The sequence below is a fragment of the Williamsia sp. z34 genome (assembly GCF_059553395.1).
In genome coordinates, this window is the sequence record NZ_JCANWW010000005.1 from 242863 (window position 1) to 259505 (window position 16643).

General features: G+C 63.9%; 13 protein-coding genes. 9 read left to right on the forward strand and 4 right to left on the reverse strand.

Features of this window, described 5'->3' with window-relative positions; translation table 11 throughout:
- The first annotated feature begins 79 nt into the window (after positions 1 to 79).
- On the forward strand, positions 80 to 697 hold the full coding sequence (locus AC51GT_RS14620) for a SanA/YdcF family protein (RefSeq protein ID WP_496322730.1): 618 nt from the start codon (positions 80 to 82) through the stop codon (positions 695 to 697).
- Here the strand turns inward: AC51GT_RS14620 and AC51GT_RS14625 are convergent.
- Complete coding sequence (locus AC51GT_RS14625) at positions 627 to 1889, reverse strand: acyltransferase (protein WP_496329230.1); 1263 nt, start codon at positions 1887 to 1889, stop codon at positions 627 to 629. The genes AC51GT_RS14620 and AC51GT_RS14625 overlap by 71 nt on opposite strands.
- A 107-nt stretch (positions 1890 to 1996) precedes the next feature.
- Here AC51GT_RS14625 and AC51GT_RS14630 point away from each other — a divergent pair, with 107 nt between their 5' ends.
- The 7 genes from AC51GT_RS14630 to AC51GT_RS14660 all read left to right on the forward strand — a co-directional run bounded on the left by AC51GT_RS14630 (position 1997) and on the right by AC51GT_RS14660 (position 10284).
- Positions 1997 to 2770 carry a TSUP family transporter gene (locus tag AC51GT_RS14630; RefSeq protein ID WP_496322732.1) on the forward strand — a complete coding sequence of 258 codons (774 nt, stop codon included), beginning with the start codon at positions 1997 to 1999 and terminating at the stop codon, positions 2768 to 2770.
- 113 nt (positions 2771 to 2883) lie between these two features.
- Entirely contained in the window at positions 2884 to 4305 is a 1422-nt protein-coding gene (locus AC51GT_RS14635; RefSeq protein WP_496322733.1) for an amidase, read from the forward strand.
- 125 nt (positions 4306 to 4430) lie between these two features.
- Positions 4431 to 6047, forward strand: a complete 1617-nt coding sequence (locus tag AC51GT_RS14640) for an ABC transporter substrate-binding protein (RefSeq protein ID WP_496329231.1) — start codon at positions 4431 to 4433, stop codon at positions 6045 to 6047.
- A gap of 122 nt (positions 6048 to 6169) precedes the next feature.
- Positions 6170 to 7126 carry an ABC transporter permease gene (locus tag AC51GT_RS14645; RefSeq protein ID WP_496329232.1) on the forward strand — a complete coding sequence of 319 codons (957 nt, stop codon included), beginning with the start codon at positions 6170 to 6172 and terminating at the stop codon, positions 7124 to 7126.
- Positions 7119 to 8201: an ABC transporter permease gene (locus AC51GT_RS14650; protein ID WP_496329358.1), complete on the forward strand. Its 1083-nt coding sequence runs from the start codon at positions 7119 to 7121 to the stop codon at positions 8199 to 8201. The genes AC51GT_RS14645 and AC51GT_RS14650 overlap by 8 nt, the downstream gene beginning before the upstream one ends.
- Positions 8198 to 9295 (forward strand): ABC transporter ATP-binding protein, encoded by a 1098-nt coding sequence (locus AC51GT_RS14655; protein WP_496329233.1) that lies wholly within the window; start codon positions 8198 to 8200, stop codon positions 9293 to 9295. The genes AC51GT_RS14650 and AC51GT_RS14655 overlap by 4 nt, the downstream gene beginning before the upstream one ends.
- A complete protein-coding gene (locus AC51GT_RS14660) occupies positions 9295 to 10284 on the forward strand; it encodes an ABC transporter ATP-binding protein (RefSeq protein ID WP_496329234.1) in 990 nt (329 codons plus the stop codon). The genes AC51GT_RS14655 and AC51GT_RS14660 overlap by 1 nt, the downstream gene beginning before the upstream one ends.
- Before the next feature lie 49 nt (positions 10285 to 10333).
- Here AC51GT_RS14660 and AC51GT_RS14665 read toward each other — a convergent pair whose 3' ends face one another.
- Positions 10334 to 12487 carry an acyltransferase family protein gene (locus tag AC51GT_RS14665; RefSeq protein WP_496329235.1) on the reverse strand — a complete coding sequence of 718 codons (2154 nt, stop codon included), beginning with the start codon at positions 12485 to 12487 and terminating at the stop codon, positions 10334 to 10336.
- Positions 12481 to 14661 carry an acyltransferase family protein gene (locus tag AC51GT_RS14670; RefSeq protein WP_496329236.1) on the reverse strand — a complete coding sequence of 727 codons (2181 nt, stop codon included), beginning with the start codon at positions 14659 to 14661 and terminating at the stop codon, positions 12481 to 12483. The genes AC51GT_RS14665 and AC51GT_RS14670 overlap by 7 nt, the downstream gene beginning before the upstream one ends.
- Positions 14662 to 14837: 176 nt before the next feature.
- Here AC51GT_RS14670 and map point away from each other — a divergent pair, with 176 nt between their 5' ends.
- Positions 14838 to 15605 (forward strand): type I methionyl aminopeptidase, encoded by a 768-nt coding sequence (map, locus tag AC51GT_RS14675; RefSeq protein ID WP_496329237.1) that lies wholly within the window; start codon positions 14838 to 14840, stop codon positions 15603 to 15605.
- Between the two features lie 99 nt (positions 15606 to 15704).
- On the opposite strand, the gene AC51GT_RS14680 is transcribed toward map, so the two are convergent.
- On the reverse strand, positions 15705 to 16580 hold the full coding sequence (locus AC51GT_RS14680) for a universal stress protein (protein ID WP_496329238.1): 876 nt from the start codon (positions 16578 to 16580) through the stop codon (positions 15705 to 15707).
- Positions 16581 to 16643 lie beyond the last annotated feature (63 nt).

Sequence of the window (16643 nt, forward strand, 5' to 3'; positions counted from 1 at the left end):
CGATATGTACGTTAAGGCTTTGCTTCTCAGCACTATTGCGCAGGTAGACCTAAGTTACTAATCGGTAAGGTTCATTGTGATGTCTGCCATAAATCGCGTCAGAATCCTTGCGTCGGTCGGAGTGGCCGCGGTCTCTGTCCAGTTTGTCATCGCGGTGGCCGCCACATGGATTTATGTGATGGCGTTCGACCGGGAGTTCGCGGTCACCGACGCGCCGTCGGCGCCGGTTGCTCTGGTCCTGGGGTCGAAAGTAGATGAGCAGGGTCCGGGGTCGTATGTGCGGGGGCGCCTCGACACCGCCCTCGAGTTGTATCGATCGGGACGTGTGGAGCGCGTTCTCAACTCCGGGAACGGTCGCCCCGAGGCGGGGGACGAACCGGCCGTGATGCGAGCCTACCTCGAAGAACGTGGCGTTCCGGCCGCCGCGATCATCGACGACCCGGAGGGTTACGACACCGCTGCCGGCTGCCGTCGGGCCCGGGACGTCTACGGCTTCGACGACGTCCTCGTCGTGACGCAGGATTTCCACCTCGGGCGCGCGATCGCGCTGTGCCGGAACGTCGGGGTGGATGCCCGCGGTGTCTACGCGGACTGTGATTGCGCGGTGTGGACGGTGGCCCGAAACGTCATTCGCGAGACTTTTCTGGCGCGGCCGCGAGCGTTGCTGACGGGTCTGACGACGTCGTCGGCGCGGTGATGCCCTGACCGGGCATCGGAAGACGCGGGCGCCCGGTCAGGTACGACGAACCGGGCAGGCGGCGCAGGATCTCCACCAGCAACAATGAACCGGCGATCGTGCCGATGTACGTCAGGACCGGTGCCCAGGGCGAACCCAGGGTGTTGATCCAGGATTGTCCGTTTTTCTGCGGGTGCAGGATCGCGAAGATGAGGATGGCGTGGCACAGGAACACGCTGAACGACCGGTTCGATGCGTACTTGACCACGCTGTCGAAAGTGGGCGTCCGTTCCCGGTAGGTGTCGGTCCAGTGCTGGCCCAGCGCGTACAGGCAGGCGATGGCCGCAACCAGGAAGAGCAACAGTGTCGGCTGGAAGGCGGCACTGGCGTACAGCGGGATCTGATCCAGGCCCCACACCCGCCGCCAGAAGGTGACCAGCGCAAATGCCGCGGTCAGCAGGAGGGCGACGAACAGCCACGTGCCCTTGCCCCGGAGCCAGAGGCGGATCTGCTCGCGATGCACCGCGGCGACCGAGCCCAGGAAGATGAAGAACTGGTACGGGACGAATGTGGCGTAGTAGTGCCACCAGAGGCCGGCCCAGTCGGCAGGCGGTTGCCAGTACGTGATGATCGAGACGACCGCGACCTGGACCGCGAAACTGACCGCGAGGAGCGCAGCGTGATGGTTCCTGGTCGCGCGGACGATCCACAGAACAACCGGGAACAGCACGTACACCTGCAGCATCACGAACAGGAAGTACATGTGGAAGCCCGACAGGCCCCACTTGAGCAGATCCCAGAACTCGTCCAGGCTCCCCGGAATCTCGCCGAGACGGCCCTGGTCCCACATGTCCTCGATCACCCAGTAGATGAATGACCAGATCAGATACGGGATGATGACGAGCTTGATCCGGCGGCGCCAGAAGTGGACCGTCCGGAAATCGGTCCGGTCGAAGTTCTGATACATCAGCACGAACCCGGTCAGCGCGAAGAACATGTTCCGGGTGAAATGCAGCAGCAGGGTCGTCGAATTGACCGGCATGCTGTTGAACTCGTCGGTGGTCGCGGTGAGGCAGTGCACGAAGATGACCAGCGAAAACGTCGTCGCCCGAATCAGGTCGACATGGTGCAGATAGGCATGCCGAGTCCGCGGGCGAGCCGTCTGGGTGACAGTCGTGTTGGTCGCGGTGCTCGCGGAATTCGGGGAAAGCATCGCGTCAAGCATGCCGTATCCGGCCGTGGCAGTGGTGGATGGGAGGTCTGCATCACAAGTGAGGGGCGATCTACGGTGCAGGCATGACGTGTGACGGGTGGGGGTAGATGATTCCGGACTGGGATGTCCTGGCCTGGTTGCTGGTGGCTGCGGGAGTGGCGGGCTGGATCGATGCGGTCATCGGCGGCGGTGGACTGATCCTCATCCCGGCGATGCTGATCGCCTTCCCGGCTGCGGTGCCGGCGATGGCACTGGGAACGAACAAGCTGGCGGCGATCGCCGGGACGGGTGTGGCCGCATTCAACTATTCGCGTGCGGTCACCGTTCCCCGCAAGCTGGCGGTGGTGTCGGTGCCGATCGCGTTTGTCTCCTCGGCGGCCGGGGCGTTGTCGGCGGCAGCGATCTCGTCAGATGTCATCCGGCCACTGGTGATCGTGCTGATGCTGGCGGTCGGCATCTTCGTCGCGGTGCGGCCGTCGTTCGGCAGCAACAGCGGTGAGAGTCCGCCGCTGACCCGGACGCAGATGATCGGCGGATGCGTCGCGTTTGCCGTGATCGGTTACTACGACGGCATTTTCGGCCCGGGTACCGGGATGTTCCTGATCATCGCGCTCACCGCATTGTTGTCGCGCAACTTCATCGAGAGCGCGGCACTGGCCAAGATCGCCAACACCGCCACCAATCTCGGTGCGCTGGTGGTCTTTGCGATCGGCGGCAACATCTGGTGGGCATTGGGTTTGATGCTCGCCGTTGCCAATGTATGTGGGTCGATCCTCGGGTCGCGGACGGTGCTCAACCGCGGGACGGGTGTCATTCGTATCGCGCTGTTGTCCGTGGTGGTTGTGATGTCGACCAAACTCGCGTGGGATCAGTGGGCCTGACGCACCGGGCAGGCCTCCATCAACCGTCCCGGTAAGTGGGATTCTCACCCTCGGTTCGCGGCGTGGCGAGATGATGCACCGCAGTACCGTCGAGCAAGCGAGGTGGGATATCGATGCATGAGTTGTTTGATTCCAACGACATGACCGGTTTGGCAGAAGCGATCAAGACCGGCGACGCGTCTGCAGAGGAAGTCCTCGAGTTCAGCTTGAATCGACTCGACGAGCGTAACCCGGCGATCAATGCGGTCATCCGTGCGTGCGGTGACGAAGCACGTGAACAGGTGGCCGCCGGCCTGCCACAAGGTCCGCTGCGCGGTGTCCCGATCGTGATCAAGGACCTGAACATGGACGTTGCAGGGTTGCCGAGTACCAACGGATCTCGACTGTTCGAGGATGTTGTGCCCGCCGAGGATTCTGAACTGGTGAAACGTTACCGCCGTGCCGGGTTGGTGATCATCGGCAAGACGAACTCGCCGGAGTTCGGTATGAACGCGAGCACGGAGCCGGTGCTGTTCGGGCCGACTCGCAATCCCCATCGCCTCACCCACTCCGCCGGCGGCTCCTCGGGTGGTTCGGCCGCAGCAGTTGCCGCCGGGATTGTTCCTGCCGGACAGGCCAGTGACGGTGGCGGATCCATCCGCATCCCGGCGTCGGCGTGCGGGTTGGTGGGACTCAAACCCAGCCGCGGTCGCGTGCCTGCTCACCCGAAGACGCATTTGCTGGCGGGTCCGATGAGCGTCAATCATGCCGTTACTCGCAGCGTGCGTGACACGGCGTTGTTGCTCGACGTCAGTCAAGGAGCCGTAGCCGGCGATCCGTACGTCATCGCTGCGCCATCGAAACGGTACGTCGACGTGGTGCAGACCGATCCGGGACGTTTGCGCATCGGAATCGCGACGGTGCTGCCTTCCGGGGCGGCGGTGCATTCAGACTGTGTTGCAGCGACTCTCGACGTTGCGGGTGTGCTCTCCGATATCGGACACGAGGTGGTGGACAAAGCCCCCGACTTCCCCTTCGCCGAACTCATGAGCGGCCTGACGCACTTGATGGCAGTCCCGATGTCGGTGGCGGTGAATGCGCGTCTGGCGGAGCTCGGACGCGAACTGCGCAGCGACGATCTCGAACCGATGACCCGCATGATCTACGACCGCGCAATTGCGGAGAGCGCGGGGGACTATGTCCGGGCGCTCTCTGACCTCGAGAAGGCGGCAACCATGTTGGGCGGCTACTTCACCGACCACGATTTGTTGCTGACACCGACGCTGGGAACCGTGACTCCGCCGCTGGGACTGCTCGACACCACCAACCCGGCGTCGGTCTGGGAGCACGGAATGTCGTTCAGCGGCATGACAAGTCCGTTCAACGTAACGGGCCAACCGGCGATCTCGCTCCCGCTGGGCAAGGACGGATCCGGCATGCCGGTCGGTGTTCAGCTGGTCGCCGGGTTCGGACGCGAGGATCTGCTGCTGCAGGTGGCATCGCAGCTCGAGGCGGCGCGTCCGTGGAGTATTGCTCCGGTGTGGCCACCCCGGTGAGGTCGAGAGCAGAACTCGGCTGGTTTCACTGAGTGAGACTGCCCTAGGCAATGTGTGGCATCTGTCACACACTCTGTTGTGTTCACGACACATCACAGCGGACTTTGTCTATGGAAGGCACCAGAATGAGTCGCAGTTCCCGCAGCAGGAGTCGCAGGTTAGCCGCTATCACCCTCGCCGTCACCGCAAGCATGTTCCTGGCATCGTGTGCCGACGACGGATCGAGCGGCGGCGGTGAAACTGCCGAATCAGGTTCGGCGCTCACGATCGGCATGGTCAACGAGCAGGCCGATCCCGGTGCCCCCACCAAAGGTGGCACGGTGACGTTCAGCGGTTATTCCGCCGTGAAGACGCTCGATCCGGCGAAGAGCCAAGTCGCCGGTGCTTCCGAAGGCAGCGAGCTCGGTGCCATCTATGACGTATTGGTGCGCTACGACCCCATCGGGCAGGAATTCGTGCCGCAGCTGGCGAACTCGCTCGAGCCGAGTGCGGACAGCGCGACCTGGACGCTGAAACTTCGCGACGGCGTCACGTTCAGCGACGGGACACCGCTCGACTCCAAAGCCGTCACCGACAGCATCAACCGCTACGTTGCCAACAAGGGACCGGCGTCAAGCGTTTGGGCCACCAAGGTCGCCTCGATGGACACCCCGGACGCGACGACGGTTGTCTTCAACCTGAGTAGTCCCTGGACAGGTATTCAGTCGATGCTCGCCACCGGACCGGGCATGATCGTCTCGCCGACCGCGCAGAACGGTGACACGTTCACGCCCATCGGTGCAGGCGCGTTCACGCTCGAGAGATTTGCTCCCAACGAGGAACTATTGCTCGCAGCTCGCCCCGACTACTACGGCGGCGCACCCAACATCGACAAGCTCAAGCTGATCAGCATCGTCGGTGCACAGGCCACCGCCGACGCACTGAACACCAACGGAATCGATGTCGCGTACCTACGTTCGCTCACCCCGATCCTGGATCTGATCGAGAGCGGTAAACCCGGTTTCATCGACATCCCGGCGCTCGGGTACACCGCAAATGTGAATGTGGCCCCAGGCCGTCCCGGCGCAGACGTCCGTGTCCGTCAGGCGATGGCATTGGCCATCGACCCGGACACGCTCAACACCCGCGTCAACAATGGCGAGGGGCTGCCCGGTCAGGAAATCTTCCAGGACACTTCGCGGTGGCACAACGACGTCGCACCGATCGGCGTGGACCCGGCCAAGGCGAAGGAACTGCTCGCTTCGGCCAAGGCCGACGGCTATGACGGCAAGATCACGTTCCTTGCCGTGCAGGAACCGTCGGCGCAGGCGACTGCTCTCGCGGTCCAGGCAATGCTCAACGCGGTCGGTTTCGACACTCAGATCGAGTACGCCACCGGCGCAGGCGATTTGGTCAAGCGCATGTACGTCGACCACAACTATGACGTCAGTGCCGCAGCGGTGTCGCTGTCCGAGGCCGATCCGTACGAGCGTCTCTACGCCAACCTCAAGTCCGGTAGCGCCAACAACGCCACCGGCTACACGGACGCCCAGATGGACGCTCTGCTCGATCAACTCGGCGTTGCCACCACCGACGAGGACAAGACGGTAGCTCTCGCCCAGATCCAGGAGCGCGCCAACGAGACCGTGCCGTGGTTGGTCTGGGGTAACGTGCCGACGTTCGACGTGTGGAATCAGAACGTTCACGGACTGAAGCAAAACGTCGACGGCATCGTACTTTTCGACGAGGTCTGGAAGTCCTAGCTTTCGAACCGAGGTGTGTGTCCGGCTCCGCAGGGTCTTCGTGCGGGGCCGGACGCCACTGAAAGCCACCGAGATACGGAACTGCTGGTAATGCGAGCCGGCTGTCCGAAGGAGAAAACCAGATGGACATCGGCACAATCGGTAAGAAACTGGGCCAGCTTCTCGTCGTGCTCTTGATCGTCAGCTTCGGCACCTTTGTGCTGGCGTCCCTGATTCCAGGGGACCCCGCCGTCGCGGTGCTGGGTGCGGGCCGGTCCCCGGCCGAGTACGAGGACATGCGTCAGCAGTTGGGCCTCAATGACCCACTCCTGGTTCGCTATTGGAACTGGCTGACCGACGCCCTGCAGGGTGATCTCGGTATCTCGCTGATCCCGCCGCAGCAGGACGTCCTCACCGCGATCAGTTCTGCTCTACCCGTCAGCGTTCAACTCGCTGTGATGGGCCTGGCCTTCGCCCTGGTGATCGCAGTACCGATGGCACTGTGGTCGGCCCACCACGAGGGTGGTGTCATCGACCGCGTCATCAGCGCCGCGACGTTCGGCGTCCTGTCCGTTCCGAGCTTTTTGGCCGGCCTGCTGCTCATCATGGTGGCAGTCAACTGGCTCGGCTGGTTTCCCCGCTCGCAGTGGGTTCGTCTCGGTGAGAGCTTCACCGGGAACCTTTCTCATGCAATACTTCCCGCGATCACCATCAGCCTTCTCGAGATGGCGATGTTCACTCGCGTGCTCCGCAGCGATCTGGTCACGACCTTGCGTGAGGATTACATCCTCGCCTCGAAGGCCAAAGGGATGCCCACTCTGCGAGTCCTGTTCAGTGACGCACTGCGCCCATCCTCGTTCTCGCTCATCACCATGATGGGCCTGGCGCTCGGCGCCATGATCGGCAGCACCGTCATCGTCGAGACCCTGTTCTCGCTGCCGGGAATGGGCACCCTGATCGTTCGTGCTGCCCAAGAGGGTGATTCGCAGATGTTGCTGGGAGCCGTGGTCGTGATCGCGGTCATCTACGTGGCCGTCAACAGTGCGATCGACGTTCTGTACACCTATCTTGACCCGAGGAGTCGTCGTGTCCATGTCTGAAGTGACGCCCGCCGGAGCTGCCCGGCCCGGGGTGACGACACATCGGCAGCAGGCGGAACCGCCTACAACCGGCCCGGCAGAGGCGCAAGACAAGCCGACGAGGTTGGTGCTGATCGGCACGATCCTGACAGTTGTCGGGCTCGCGCTACTGGGGACCTCCCTGTTCGGCTCGGGCATCATGATGACGGTTCGAATCGTCATCGCTCTGGTTGCGTTCGTGTTTCTGTTCAAAGGTCTCGGCAAGATCGGCCTGGCCAGGTGGGGCAGTCGATTCGACCTATCGTACTGGTTGTCCGTCATCTGGCTGGCGGCGTTGGTGTCGGCCGCAATCCTTGCCCCCCTCCTACCGCTCGGTGAACACAAGGACACGGTCAAGACCCTGACCGAACCCGGATTCGCCTCCCCGAGCCTGTTCTCGGAGCACCCGTTGGGTACCAACAACTTGGGCCTCGATCTCCTCGCCCGGGTCTTGTACGGTGCCCGCGCCTCTCTGACGGTGGCGATCTGCGCCGTGCTGATCGGCGTGATCATCGGCGTCACCGTCGGCGTCATGGCCGGATATTTCCGTGGGAAGGTCGACGCCGTGGTCGGAATCCTCACCAACTCGCTCCTGGCAATTCCGTCACTGGTTCTGCTGATCGCGTTGGCTGCCGCACTGACGCCGAACCTGCTCAACATCACGCTGGCACTGTCGATCCTCTGTATTCCCAGCATGGTTCGGATAGCCCGAGCCAACACCATCGTGGTGGCACAGCGAGAGTTCGTTCTGGCGGCCCGTGCAATGGGTGCCACGAAGTGGCGCGTGATCTGGCGGGAACTCGTCCCCAACGTCCTGGTCCCGGTGGCCGCACTCGGCCTGGTGGCCGTGTCCGGGCTGATCGTCGCGGAAGCGTCGCTCAGTTTTCTCGGACTCGGTATCGCACAGCCTGATCCGACGTGGGGAAACATGATCGCAGAAGGTCAGGGTGGCATCGTGGAGAAGCATCCGTTCATCGTTCTGGTGCCCGGCGTCTTCCTCTTCCTGACCGTGTTCTCGTTCAACCTCATCGGTGAGAAGTATCGGAGCAAACTGTGACGACATCATTGAACGCCGGGGCGCCGCTGCTGCAGGCAGACAACGTTCGGACTGTATTCGCCACTCCCCGCGGGCAGTTGCGGGCCGTCGACGGTGTCTCGATTCACGTCGCCGAGGGTGAAACCCTCGGTATTGTTGGCGAATCGGGTTCCGGCAAATCGGTTTTCGGCCGCACCGTCATGGGTTTGCTGCAGAATGGTCCGGGTCTGAAGATCAGCGGCACCATGGCCTTTGCCGGTCACGATATGTCGACGATGAAGAAGTCTCAGATGAAACACTTCTGGGGTCCGGAAATCGCGATGGTCTTCCAGGATCCGATGACGTCGCTCAACCCGTTCAAGCGGATCGGCACGCACATCACCGAGTCGTTGAGGTTTCACCTCGGCCTGAAGCAGGCCGCCGCACGTGACCGCGCGGTGGAACTGTTGACGATGGTGGGTATCCCCGAGCCGAGGCGCCGCGTCGACCAGTTCCCTCACGAATTGTCCGGCGGCATGCGTCAGCGTGTGGTCATCGCCATGGCCTTGGCCTGTGAGCCGAAGCTGCTGATCGCCGACGAACCGACCACAGCACTCGACGTCACCGTGCAGAAGCAGATCCTCGATCTGCTCGCCTCGCTCAACGACAAGCTCAGCATGGCCGTGATCCTGATCAGTCATGATCTCGGCGTGGTGTCGGGACGATGCGATCGTGTCGCCGTGATGTACGCCGGTGTCGTGGTGGAAACCTCGGCGACCGAAGAACTGTTCACGCGCCCGCGCCACCCGTACACCGAAGCGTTGATCTCCGCGATTCCGCGTCTCGAATCGCCGACGCATACGGTGCTGCAAACCATTCCGGGTGGGTTGCCGGACATGACGAAGCCGGTCGAGGGTTGCCGCTTCGCAGCGCGCTGCAAGTACGCGCAAGATGACTGCTTGACCACCGATCCGGGCCTGGCGCCCGGCAGCCCCGACGACCGCACATCGAATGGCCATTTGTTTGCGTGCCACTACCCGGTGGATACACCGGAGGGCGCTGCGGCATTGGCCGCCAATGAAGAGGCCGGCAGGACCGCAGCGGGCTTGCCGCTCACGGTGAAGGAGATGATCTGATGGCCGTGGCAACGGATACCGAAAAGCCCGAGACGCGTGCGGTGGCTCTGACTGTCGAAGACCTGGTCGTCGAATTCGATGTCGGCAAAGGGCAGACCGTGCACGCCGTGTCCGGTATCACCTTCACCGTCAGTCCGGGGGAAACGCTGGGCGTGGTCGGTGAATCCGGCTGCGGCAAGTCCACTGCCGGCCGCGCGATCATGCAATTACCTTCGCCGACATCGGGTTCCATCCGCCTGGGCGACATGGAGATGACCGAGTTGGACGCGGAAGCACTGCGCCGCAGCCGCACTCAGCTGCAGATGATCTTCCAGGATCCGATCTCATCGCTGAACCCTCGTCGGAAGGTCAAAGCGCTGGTTACCGAGGGGCCGGCCATCTGGGGTGGAAAGGACAAGAAATCCATCGAGGCCCGGGCCCGCGAGGTTCTGGCCGAGGTCGGCCTCGATCCCGACGTGGTCTGGGATCGCACGCCCCGTGAGTTGTCGGGCGGTCAGTGCCAGCGGGTGTGTATCGCACGCGCGTTGATGCTCGATCCCAGGGTCCTGATCTGCGACGAGCCCGTCTCCAGTCTCGATGTCTCGGTGCAGGCCCAGATCTTGAATCTGCTAGAGGACGCGAAGAAGCGCCACGGACTCTCCATGCTGTTCATCGCGCACAACATGGCCGTCGTGAAGAACATCAGTGATCGCGTGATGATCATGTATTTGGGCCGTGTCTGCGAAATCGTTCCGGCAGAGGGTATGCAGAAGCGCTCACTGCATCCGTACACGCAGTTGCTGCTCGCGTCGATCCCGGATCCCGACGCCACAGTGACTGCCTCGCAGAACGTGGAGCAGAAAGCAGTCGAGCTTCCGTCGCCGCTGAATCCACCGAGCGGGTGCCGGTTCCGGACCCGATGCCCGCTGGTCACCGATCGCTGCGCTGAGGAAGTTCCCGACCTTCGTCTCGTCGGTGCGGGGCATCAGGTGGCGTGCCACAACGTGTGATCGCAGTCTGCGACACCAGGCGATCGAGATCTGCGCCCCCGGCGACCGGTCACCACCACCCGGGCAGTGCATCGCGGAGGCCGTCTCTCATCGCCGGGGTCAGGCTCGATACAAAGGCGGTGGTCAGGTGGTGATAGTCGTGCCATACCAGGATGTTTCCCACGATTGCCGGGCAGTTGGTGTCGTCGCACAGTGCGTCGGAGAAGTCGAGGAACGACATGTTGGGGAACTGGGATCGGATGGCGAGCGTCGGGTCCTCCGGAGACAGCGCCTGCTCACGGTCGACGCCGCAGTCGATCGCCGACCCGCCATCCGCCAGACACTCCGGTGGTGTCAGTTGGGGGCCGAGCGCCCAGGGGGTGTCACGGATTGCGATCACCTGCTGCCCGCGGTCGCGGAACTCGGTGAAGATGTCGAGGTAGTCGGACGGGATGTAGTCGCCGGACCCCTCACCGTCGGTGGGGCGGGTGCTGGTGGTGAACACGACGTCGGGTCGGTCGACGGCCAGCTGATCCATCACCATCCGCGACCACTCGTTGCATTGTGGGTATTCCTCACCGATCGGGGTGAGGATCGTCTCGGTGATCAACGGGCAGCCGACCTTCAGGTAGGTCGTCACCCGAAAGTTCTGCTCCCGGCCGATCGCGTCGAGGGCCGTGAGCCAATGCTCGGAGTGGGAACCACCGACCAGTGCGATCGTCCGTGCGGCACCGCGATCGCCGTACACGCCTACGCGCACCGAACCGTCGGTCCAGCCGGAGACGACTCCGTCGGCCGATGAGATCGGCCAATCATTTTCCACTGCAAGTGCATTCGGCTGCGGGCTGACTCGCGGAACCGCTGCGTCGGCCCAATATGCCCTGGCTCCCGGGTAGAGCTCGGGGTCCAGATTCTGGGCGTCGAGGGTCAGGCTCGCCGATCGGGACTGCCATTCATGGATCGCCAGGCCGGTGCCGGCGGTGAGTACCGCGAGCACACACGTGAGGGCGGCGGCGTAGCTCGGTACCGGGATGCGGCGCACGTCGATGCGCGCCGGCTTGACCTTCGTGCGGCCGGCCCGAAGCGGCACCTCGATGAATTTCGTTGTCAGATGAGCGAGTACCACTGACACCGCGATGATGCCTGCGCCTTCGAGGAACGAAACGTCGCTCTGGTAGCGCCACGCCAGATAGAAGATCAAGACCGGCCAGTGCCAGAGGTACAGCGAATAGGCGATGGAACCGAGCCAGACGATCCTCGGATGGGCCAGCCACGAACTGACCTGTGCTGCTTCGGGCGTGGCGAACGGACTGGCCGTTGGCGCGGTGTGCGCCGATCCGATCCAGACGAGGAGCGCGGTCGCCCCGACGGGCACGAGAGCCATCGTGGACGGGTACTCGTCGACGCCGGAGATCCACCATCCGCAGCTGACGATGAGGACCAGTGCCGCGACACCGAGTGCGTTGCGGATCCACTGCGCCAACGCAACACGCGGCATCCACAACGCCAACAGGCCACCCAATAGCGGCTCCCAGGCCCGGGCAAAGGTGTCGTAGTAGTTGAACGGCTGGTCGATCCCATGGCGATGCACCGCCCACGACAACGACGCCACGGCCGAGAGGGCGATGACGCCGGCCAGGGCGCCGCGGACGACCGCCGGTCGCCGGAAGGGCTCGGAGCCGATGCCGAGCAACCGGATCACGCCGCCGACCAGCAGCAGCGCCACCAATGTCGCGGCAAAGAACTGGCCCTGCACCGACATCGACCACAGATGCTGCATCGGACTGTTGGCCGAATCGGCTGCGGCGTAGTCCTGCGCCGCCAGTGCCAGGTGCCAATTCTGGAAGTACAGCGACGAGGCGATCACCTCATCGCCCAACGCTTCCCAGCGAGCCCTCGGCAGCACCGTCACGGCGAGTACGACAACGGCGATCAGGACCGTGATCAGCGCGGGTACCAGTCGCCGGGCCAGGCGCCACAACCGCCCGAACGGATTCAAGGGCGCGACCCAGGTCGAGCCGGATCCGGCAGAGATCGCCAGGATGTGTTTGAGCAGCGACGCCACAAAGAAATAGCCGGACAGGGTCAGGAAGACGTCCACGCCACCGGATACCCGATTGAACCAGATGTGGAAGACGACCACGAGCGTGATCGCCAGACCACGCAAACCGTCGAGATCCAGCCGATAGCCGTTTGCGGCCACAGCCTTCTGCGTTATCACCACCAGCCGGACAGCACCTTCTGCATGTCGGTCCCCAGCGCGGGGATCAGGCTACGCACGAATGTCGCGCTCAGGTGGTGGAAATCGTGCCACACCAGGATGTTCCCGACGACCGCCGGACAGTACGTGGCGTCGCACATCGCATCGGTGTAGTCGAGGAAGCTCATGTTGGGGAAGTCGGGTGCGATGGCCAGCGCCGGATCCGTCGGCGACATCACCAGCGACCGCTCGACGCCGCAGACCGACGGCTTCTTGCCCAGTGCCAGACACTCGGGCGGACTTTCTTTGCCGACGGTCCACGGATTGTCGCGCACCGCAATGACTTTCTGGCCGCGGTCGCGGAATTCGCTGAAGATGTCGATGTAGTCCTGCGGGACGAAGTCTCCGGTCACTTCACCTTCGACGGGGCGAGTGCTGTTGGTGAACACCACGTCCGGTTTGTCGACGGCAAGGCGGTCCATCACGTTGCGCGACCATTCGTTGCACTGGTAGTACTTCTGTCCGAACCAGGTGAAGACATGATCGGTGGTCAGTGGACATCCGACTTTCAGATACGTCGTGACCTTGAAACCCTGTTGTTTGCCGACCGCGTCGAGCGCGGTGATCCAGTACTCGGCGTGTGACCCGCCGACGAGGGCTACGGTCCGCTGGGCGGTGGGATCGCCGTAGACGCCGACCTTGATCGAGCCGTCTTTCCATCCGGAGATCACCGAGTCGTAAGACGTTACCGGCCAATCCTTGTCGGCCACATCCGGAGTGGGCTCGGCCTCGACCCGCGGAACCGGTACGCCGTCGAGATAGGCGCGGGCGCCCGGGTAGAGCCGGGGGTCGAGGTTCTCGGTGTCGATGGTCAGGTTCTGGACGTGGTTGTTCCAGGCGACGATGCCGACTCCGGTGATGGCGGTGAGGACGACGAGGGCGGAGGTCAGAACCGTTGCGGGAGTCAACCATCGACGACGGCGCGCAGGGGTTGCCGGCGCCGTATCCGATTCGCGCGGCGGCTTCTTGTCGGACTGGCGCAGGGGCTTTTCGATGTACGTGGTCGTCGCCCAGGCCAGTGCCAGGGAGGCCGCGATGATGCCGGCCCCTTCGACGACGTTGACGCTGTCCTTGTAACGCCAGGTCAGGTAGAAGATCAGCAGCGGCCAGTGCCAGAGATACAGGGCGTAGGCGATGGAACCGAGCCAGACGATCGAGGGATGGGCCAGCCAGGAGCTGACCGTGGCGGGTTCGGTGATGTCCGTGGGCGCGGTTTGCCGTGACCCGCTCCAGATCAGCAGCAGCGTGGCACCGACGGGCACCAGGGCCATCGTCGACGGGTACTGCTGAACTCCGACGATCCACCAGCCGCACGTGATGATCAGTCCCAGGGCGACGAGCCCGATGGCGTTGCGCAGCCATTGGGGCATCCGGACCCGGGGCATCGCCACCGCGAGCAAGCCGCCGGCGATGGGTTCCCAGGTACGCGCGATGGTGTCGTAGTAATTGAATGGTTGGTTGATGCCGTGGCGATGGTGCGCCCACGCAAACGACACCAGTGCGACTCCCAGCAGCGCCGTCCCGATGGCCGATCTGATCACCACGGGTTTGCCGAACGTGGCGAATCGCTTCGCCAGCAATTTCAGGATCCCGCCGAGCGCCAGCGCCGAGAGCAGGGTCAGCACGAAGAACTGCCCCTGCACCGACATCGACCACAGGTGCTGCATCGGGCTGTTCGCCGAGTCTGCGGCGGTGTAGTCCTGTGCGGCGAGCGCCAGATGCCAGTTCTGGTAGTAGAACGCCGAGGCGATCACTTCGCTGCTCAACGGGGCCCACCGGGTTCTGGGCATGAGCAGCAGGCACATCACCACGATGAACAGGAGCACCGTCAGCAGAGCGGGCAGCAGTCGGCGCGCCAGGCGCCACAGGCGAGGTCCCGGATTCACCGCCTGCGTCCAGCCGACGCCTGCCGGAGACGTCGCGAGGACGTGTTTGAGGAGCGAGGCGACAAAGAAGTAGCCCGACAGGGTCAGGAAGACATCCACTCCGCCGGAGACCCGGCCGAACCAGATGTGGAAGACCGCCACCAGGGTGATCGCGATACCGCGCAGGCCGTCGAGGTCGACCCGGTATTCGGTACCGGAGGCCGGGCCAGGGGAGCGCGATGCGACGGACAGGTCGGTCACGGTCGCACTCACGCGGCAGATTCTTCCAGATGGGACGCCATATCCTGGTGCCGACAACCCGGTTTTATGAGCCAGATCTCCCGATTTTCCACAACAGCACTGAATCTGAGGGCCTCACGGCCGATGGGCGAGTAAGACCCCGGCTCCCCTGTGGAGGATCATGGCGGGCGACGAAAGGGGGAGTGGCGATGGTGCAACTCAAGTCATTCGGCGAGATCGAGATGATGCGGGAGGCCGGTCGGGTGGTGGCGCGGGCGTTGTCCGCGGTGGAGGCGCACGCCGCAGTCGGTGTGACCCTCAAAGAACTCGATGACGTGGCGGCCGCCATCATCTGCGGGGCCGGAGCGAAGTCGGCGTTTCTCGGCTATCACCCGAAGTGGGCGCCGACGCCCTTCCCCGGAGTCATCTGTGCGAGCGTGAACAACGCGGTCGTTCACGGTGTCCCCGACGGGCGACAGTTGCGTGATGGTGACCTCGTGAGCGTCGACTGCGGGGCGTTCCTCGATGGTTGGTGCGGCGACGCCGCGGTCAGTTTCGTTGTGGGTGAAGCCGATCAGGCCGATGTTGATCTGATCGCGGCGACCCAGGCCGCGCTGTTGCGTGGTATCGAAGCTGCGCAACCCGATGGCCGGATGGGCGACATCGGGCATGCGATCGAAGGACCGGCTCGTGCGGCCGGGTACGGGATGCTGGAAAACCACGGCGGTCACGGGATCGGGCGGGCGATGCACGAGGACCCGCAGGTCCCGAATGAGGGCCGCGCGGGCCGCGGAATCAAACTCTCCGCCGGCCTGGTGATCGCGATCGAACCGATGCTGATCCGGGGTGGCGACGACCGATACGTCCATGCCCCCGACGGGTGGGAGCTCACAAGCGCATCCGGTGCTCGCGCCGCACATTTCGAACACACGGTCGCGATCACTGCGGAGGGACCACGAATCCTCACTGTCCTGTGATCGATCGCGCTGTGACCTGGTGATCCGGGCGTGCCCTTTGCAGAACTCGGCCCCGCGCACTCCGTAGAGCAGGCGGGGCCGAGTGCAGCCGGCGAAAGATCAGCTGGTGTGGGAGTTGATGATCAGGACCGGGCTCGGAGCATGGTGCAGCACCGTCTGGCTCACCGAGCCCAGCAGCAGGCCGGTGAAACCGCCGCGTCCACGACTGCCCAGGACCAGGAGCTGGGCTCCCTCAGCGGCGGCGGTCAGCAGCTGGTGTGCGGGTCCGTCCGCAGCGACGATGGTCGAGACCCGGACGTCGGGGAAGTCGGCTGAGTGGGCCGCGATTCGTTCGGCGACAAGCTTTTTGGCCTCGTCCCGGACCTCTTCGATCATTTCGTCGGTGATCCCGACTCCACCGAAGGTGTTGGTGGCCAGGTCCGTCCATGTGTGGACGACGGTGAGGCCGGTTCCGCGCAGTGCTGCCTGCTCGAAAGCTGCTGTGAGTGCACGATCGGCGATCGCGGAGCCGTCGATGCCGACCACCACCGGACCGGTGCCCGGGGCATGCGCGATGACGGCCACCGGGCTGGTGGCGTGCGCGGCCACGCCCGTGCTGACAGATCCGGCGATCAGTCCACGGACGGCGCCGAGGCCGCGGCTGCCGACGACAACCATTGCGGCGTCCGCGGATTCGCGGGTCAGAGACGAGGCAGGTGTGCCGGCGACGACCCGTCCGGAGACGTTCACCGACGGGGCGGTGGTCCGGGCCAGTTGCTCGGAAGCTGCGACCGTGTCTTCGGCAGCCTTTTTGAGAATGGCGACCAGGTCTCCGGTGTAGGCCATCGACGACGCCGCCAGGCCACCGAGCTGCGGTTCGTAGACGCCGACCACTACGAGGTCGGTGCCCATCAGCTGGGCGGTGTTCGCGGCCCACACCACGGCATGGTCTGAGCTCTCGGAACCGTCGACTCCGACGATCACAGGTTTCGGCATTTCGGGTTACTCCTCTTGCTTGTTCTCTTGATGATGTTCTCGACGACCCGGCCAAAGCCCGAA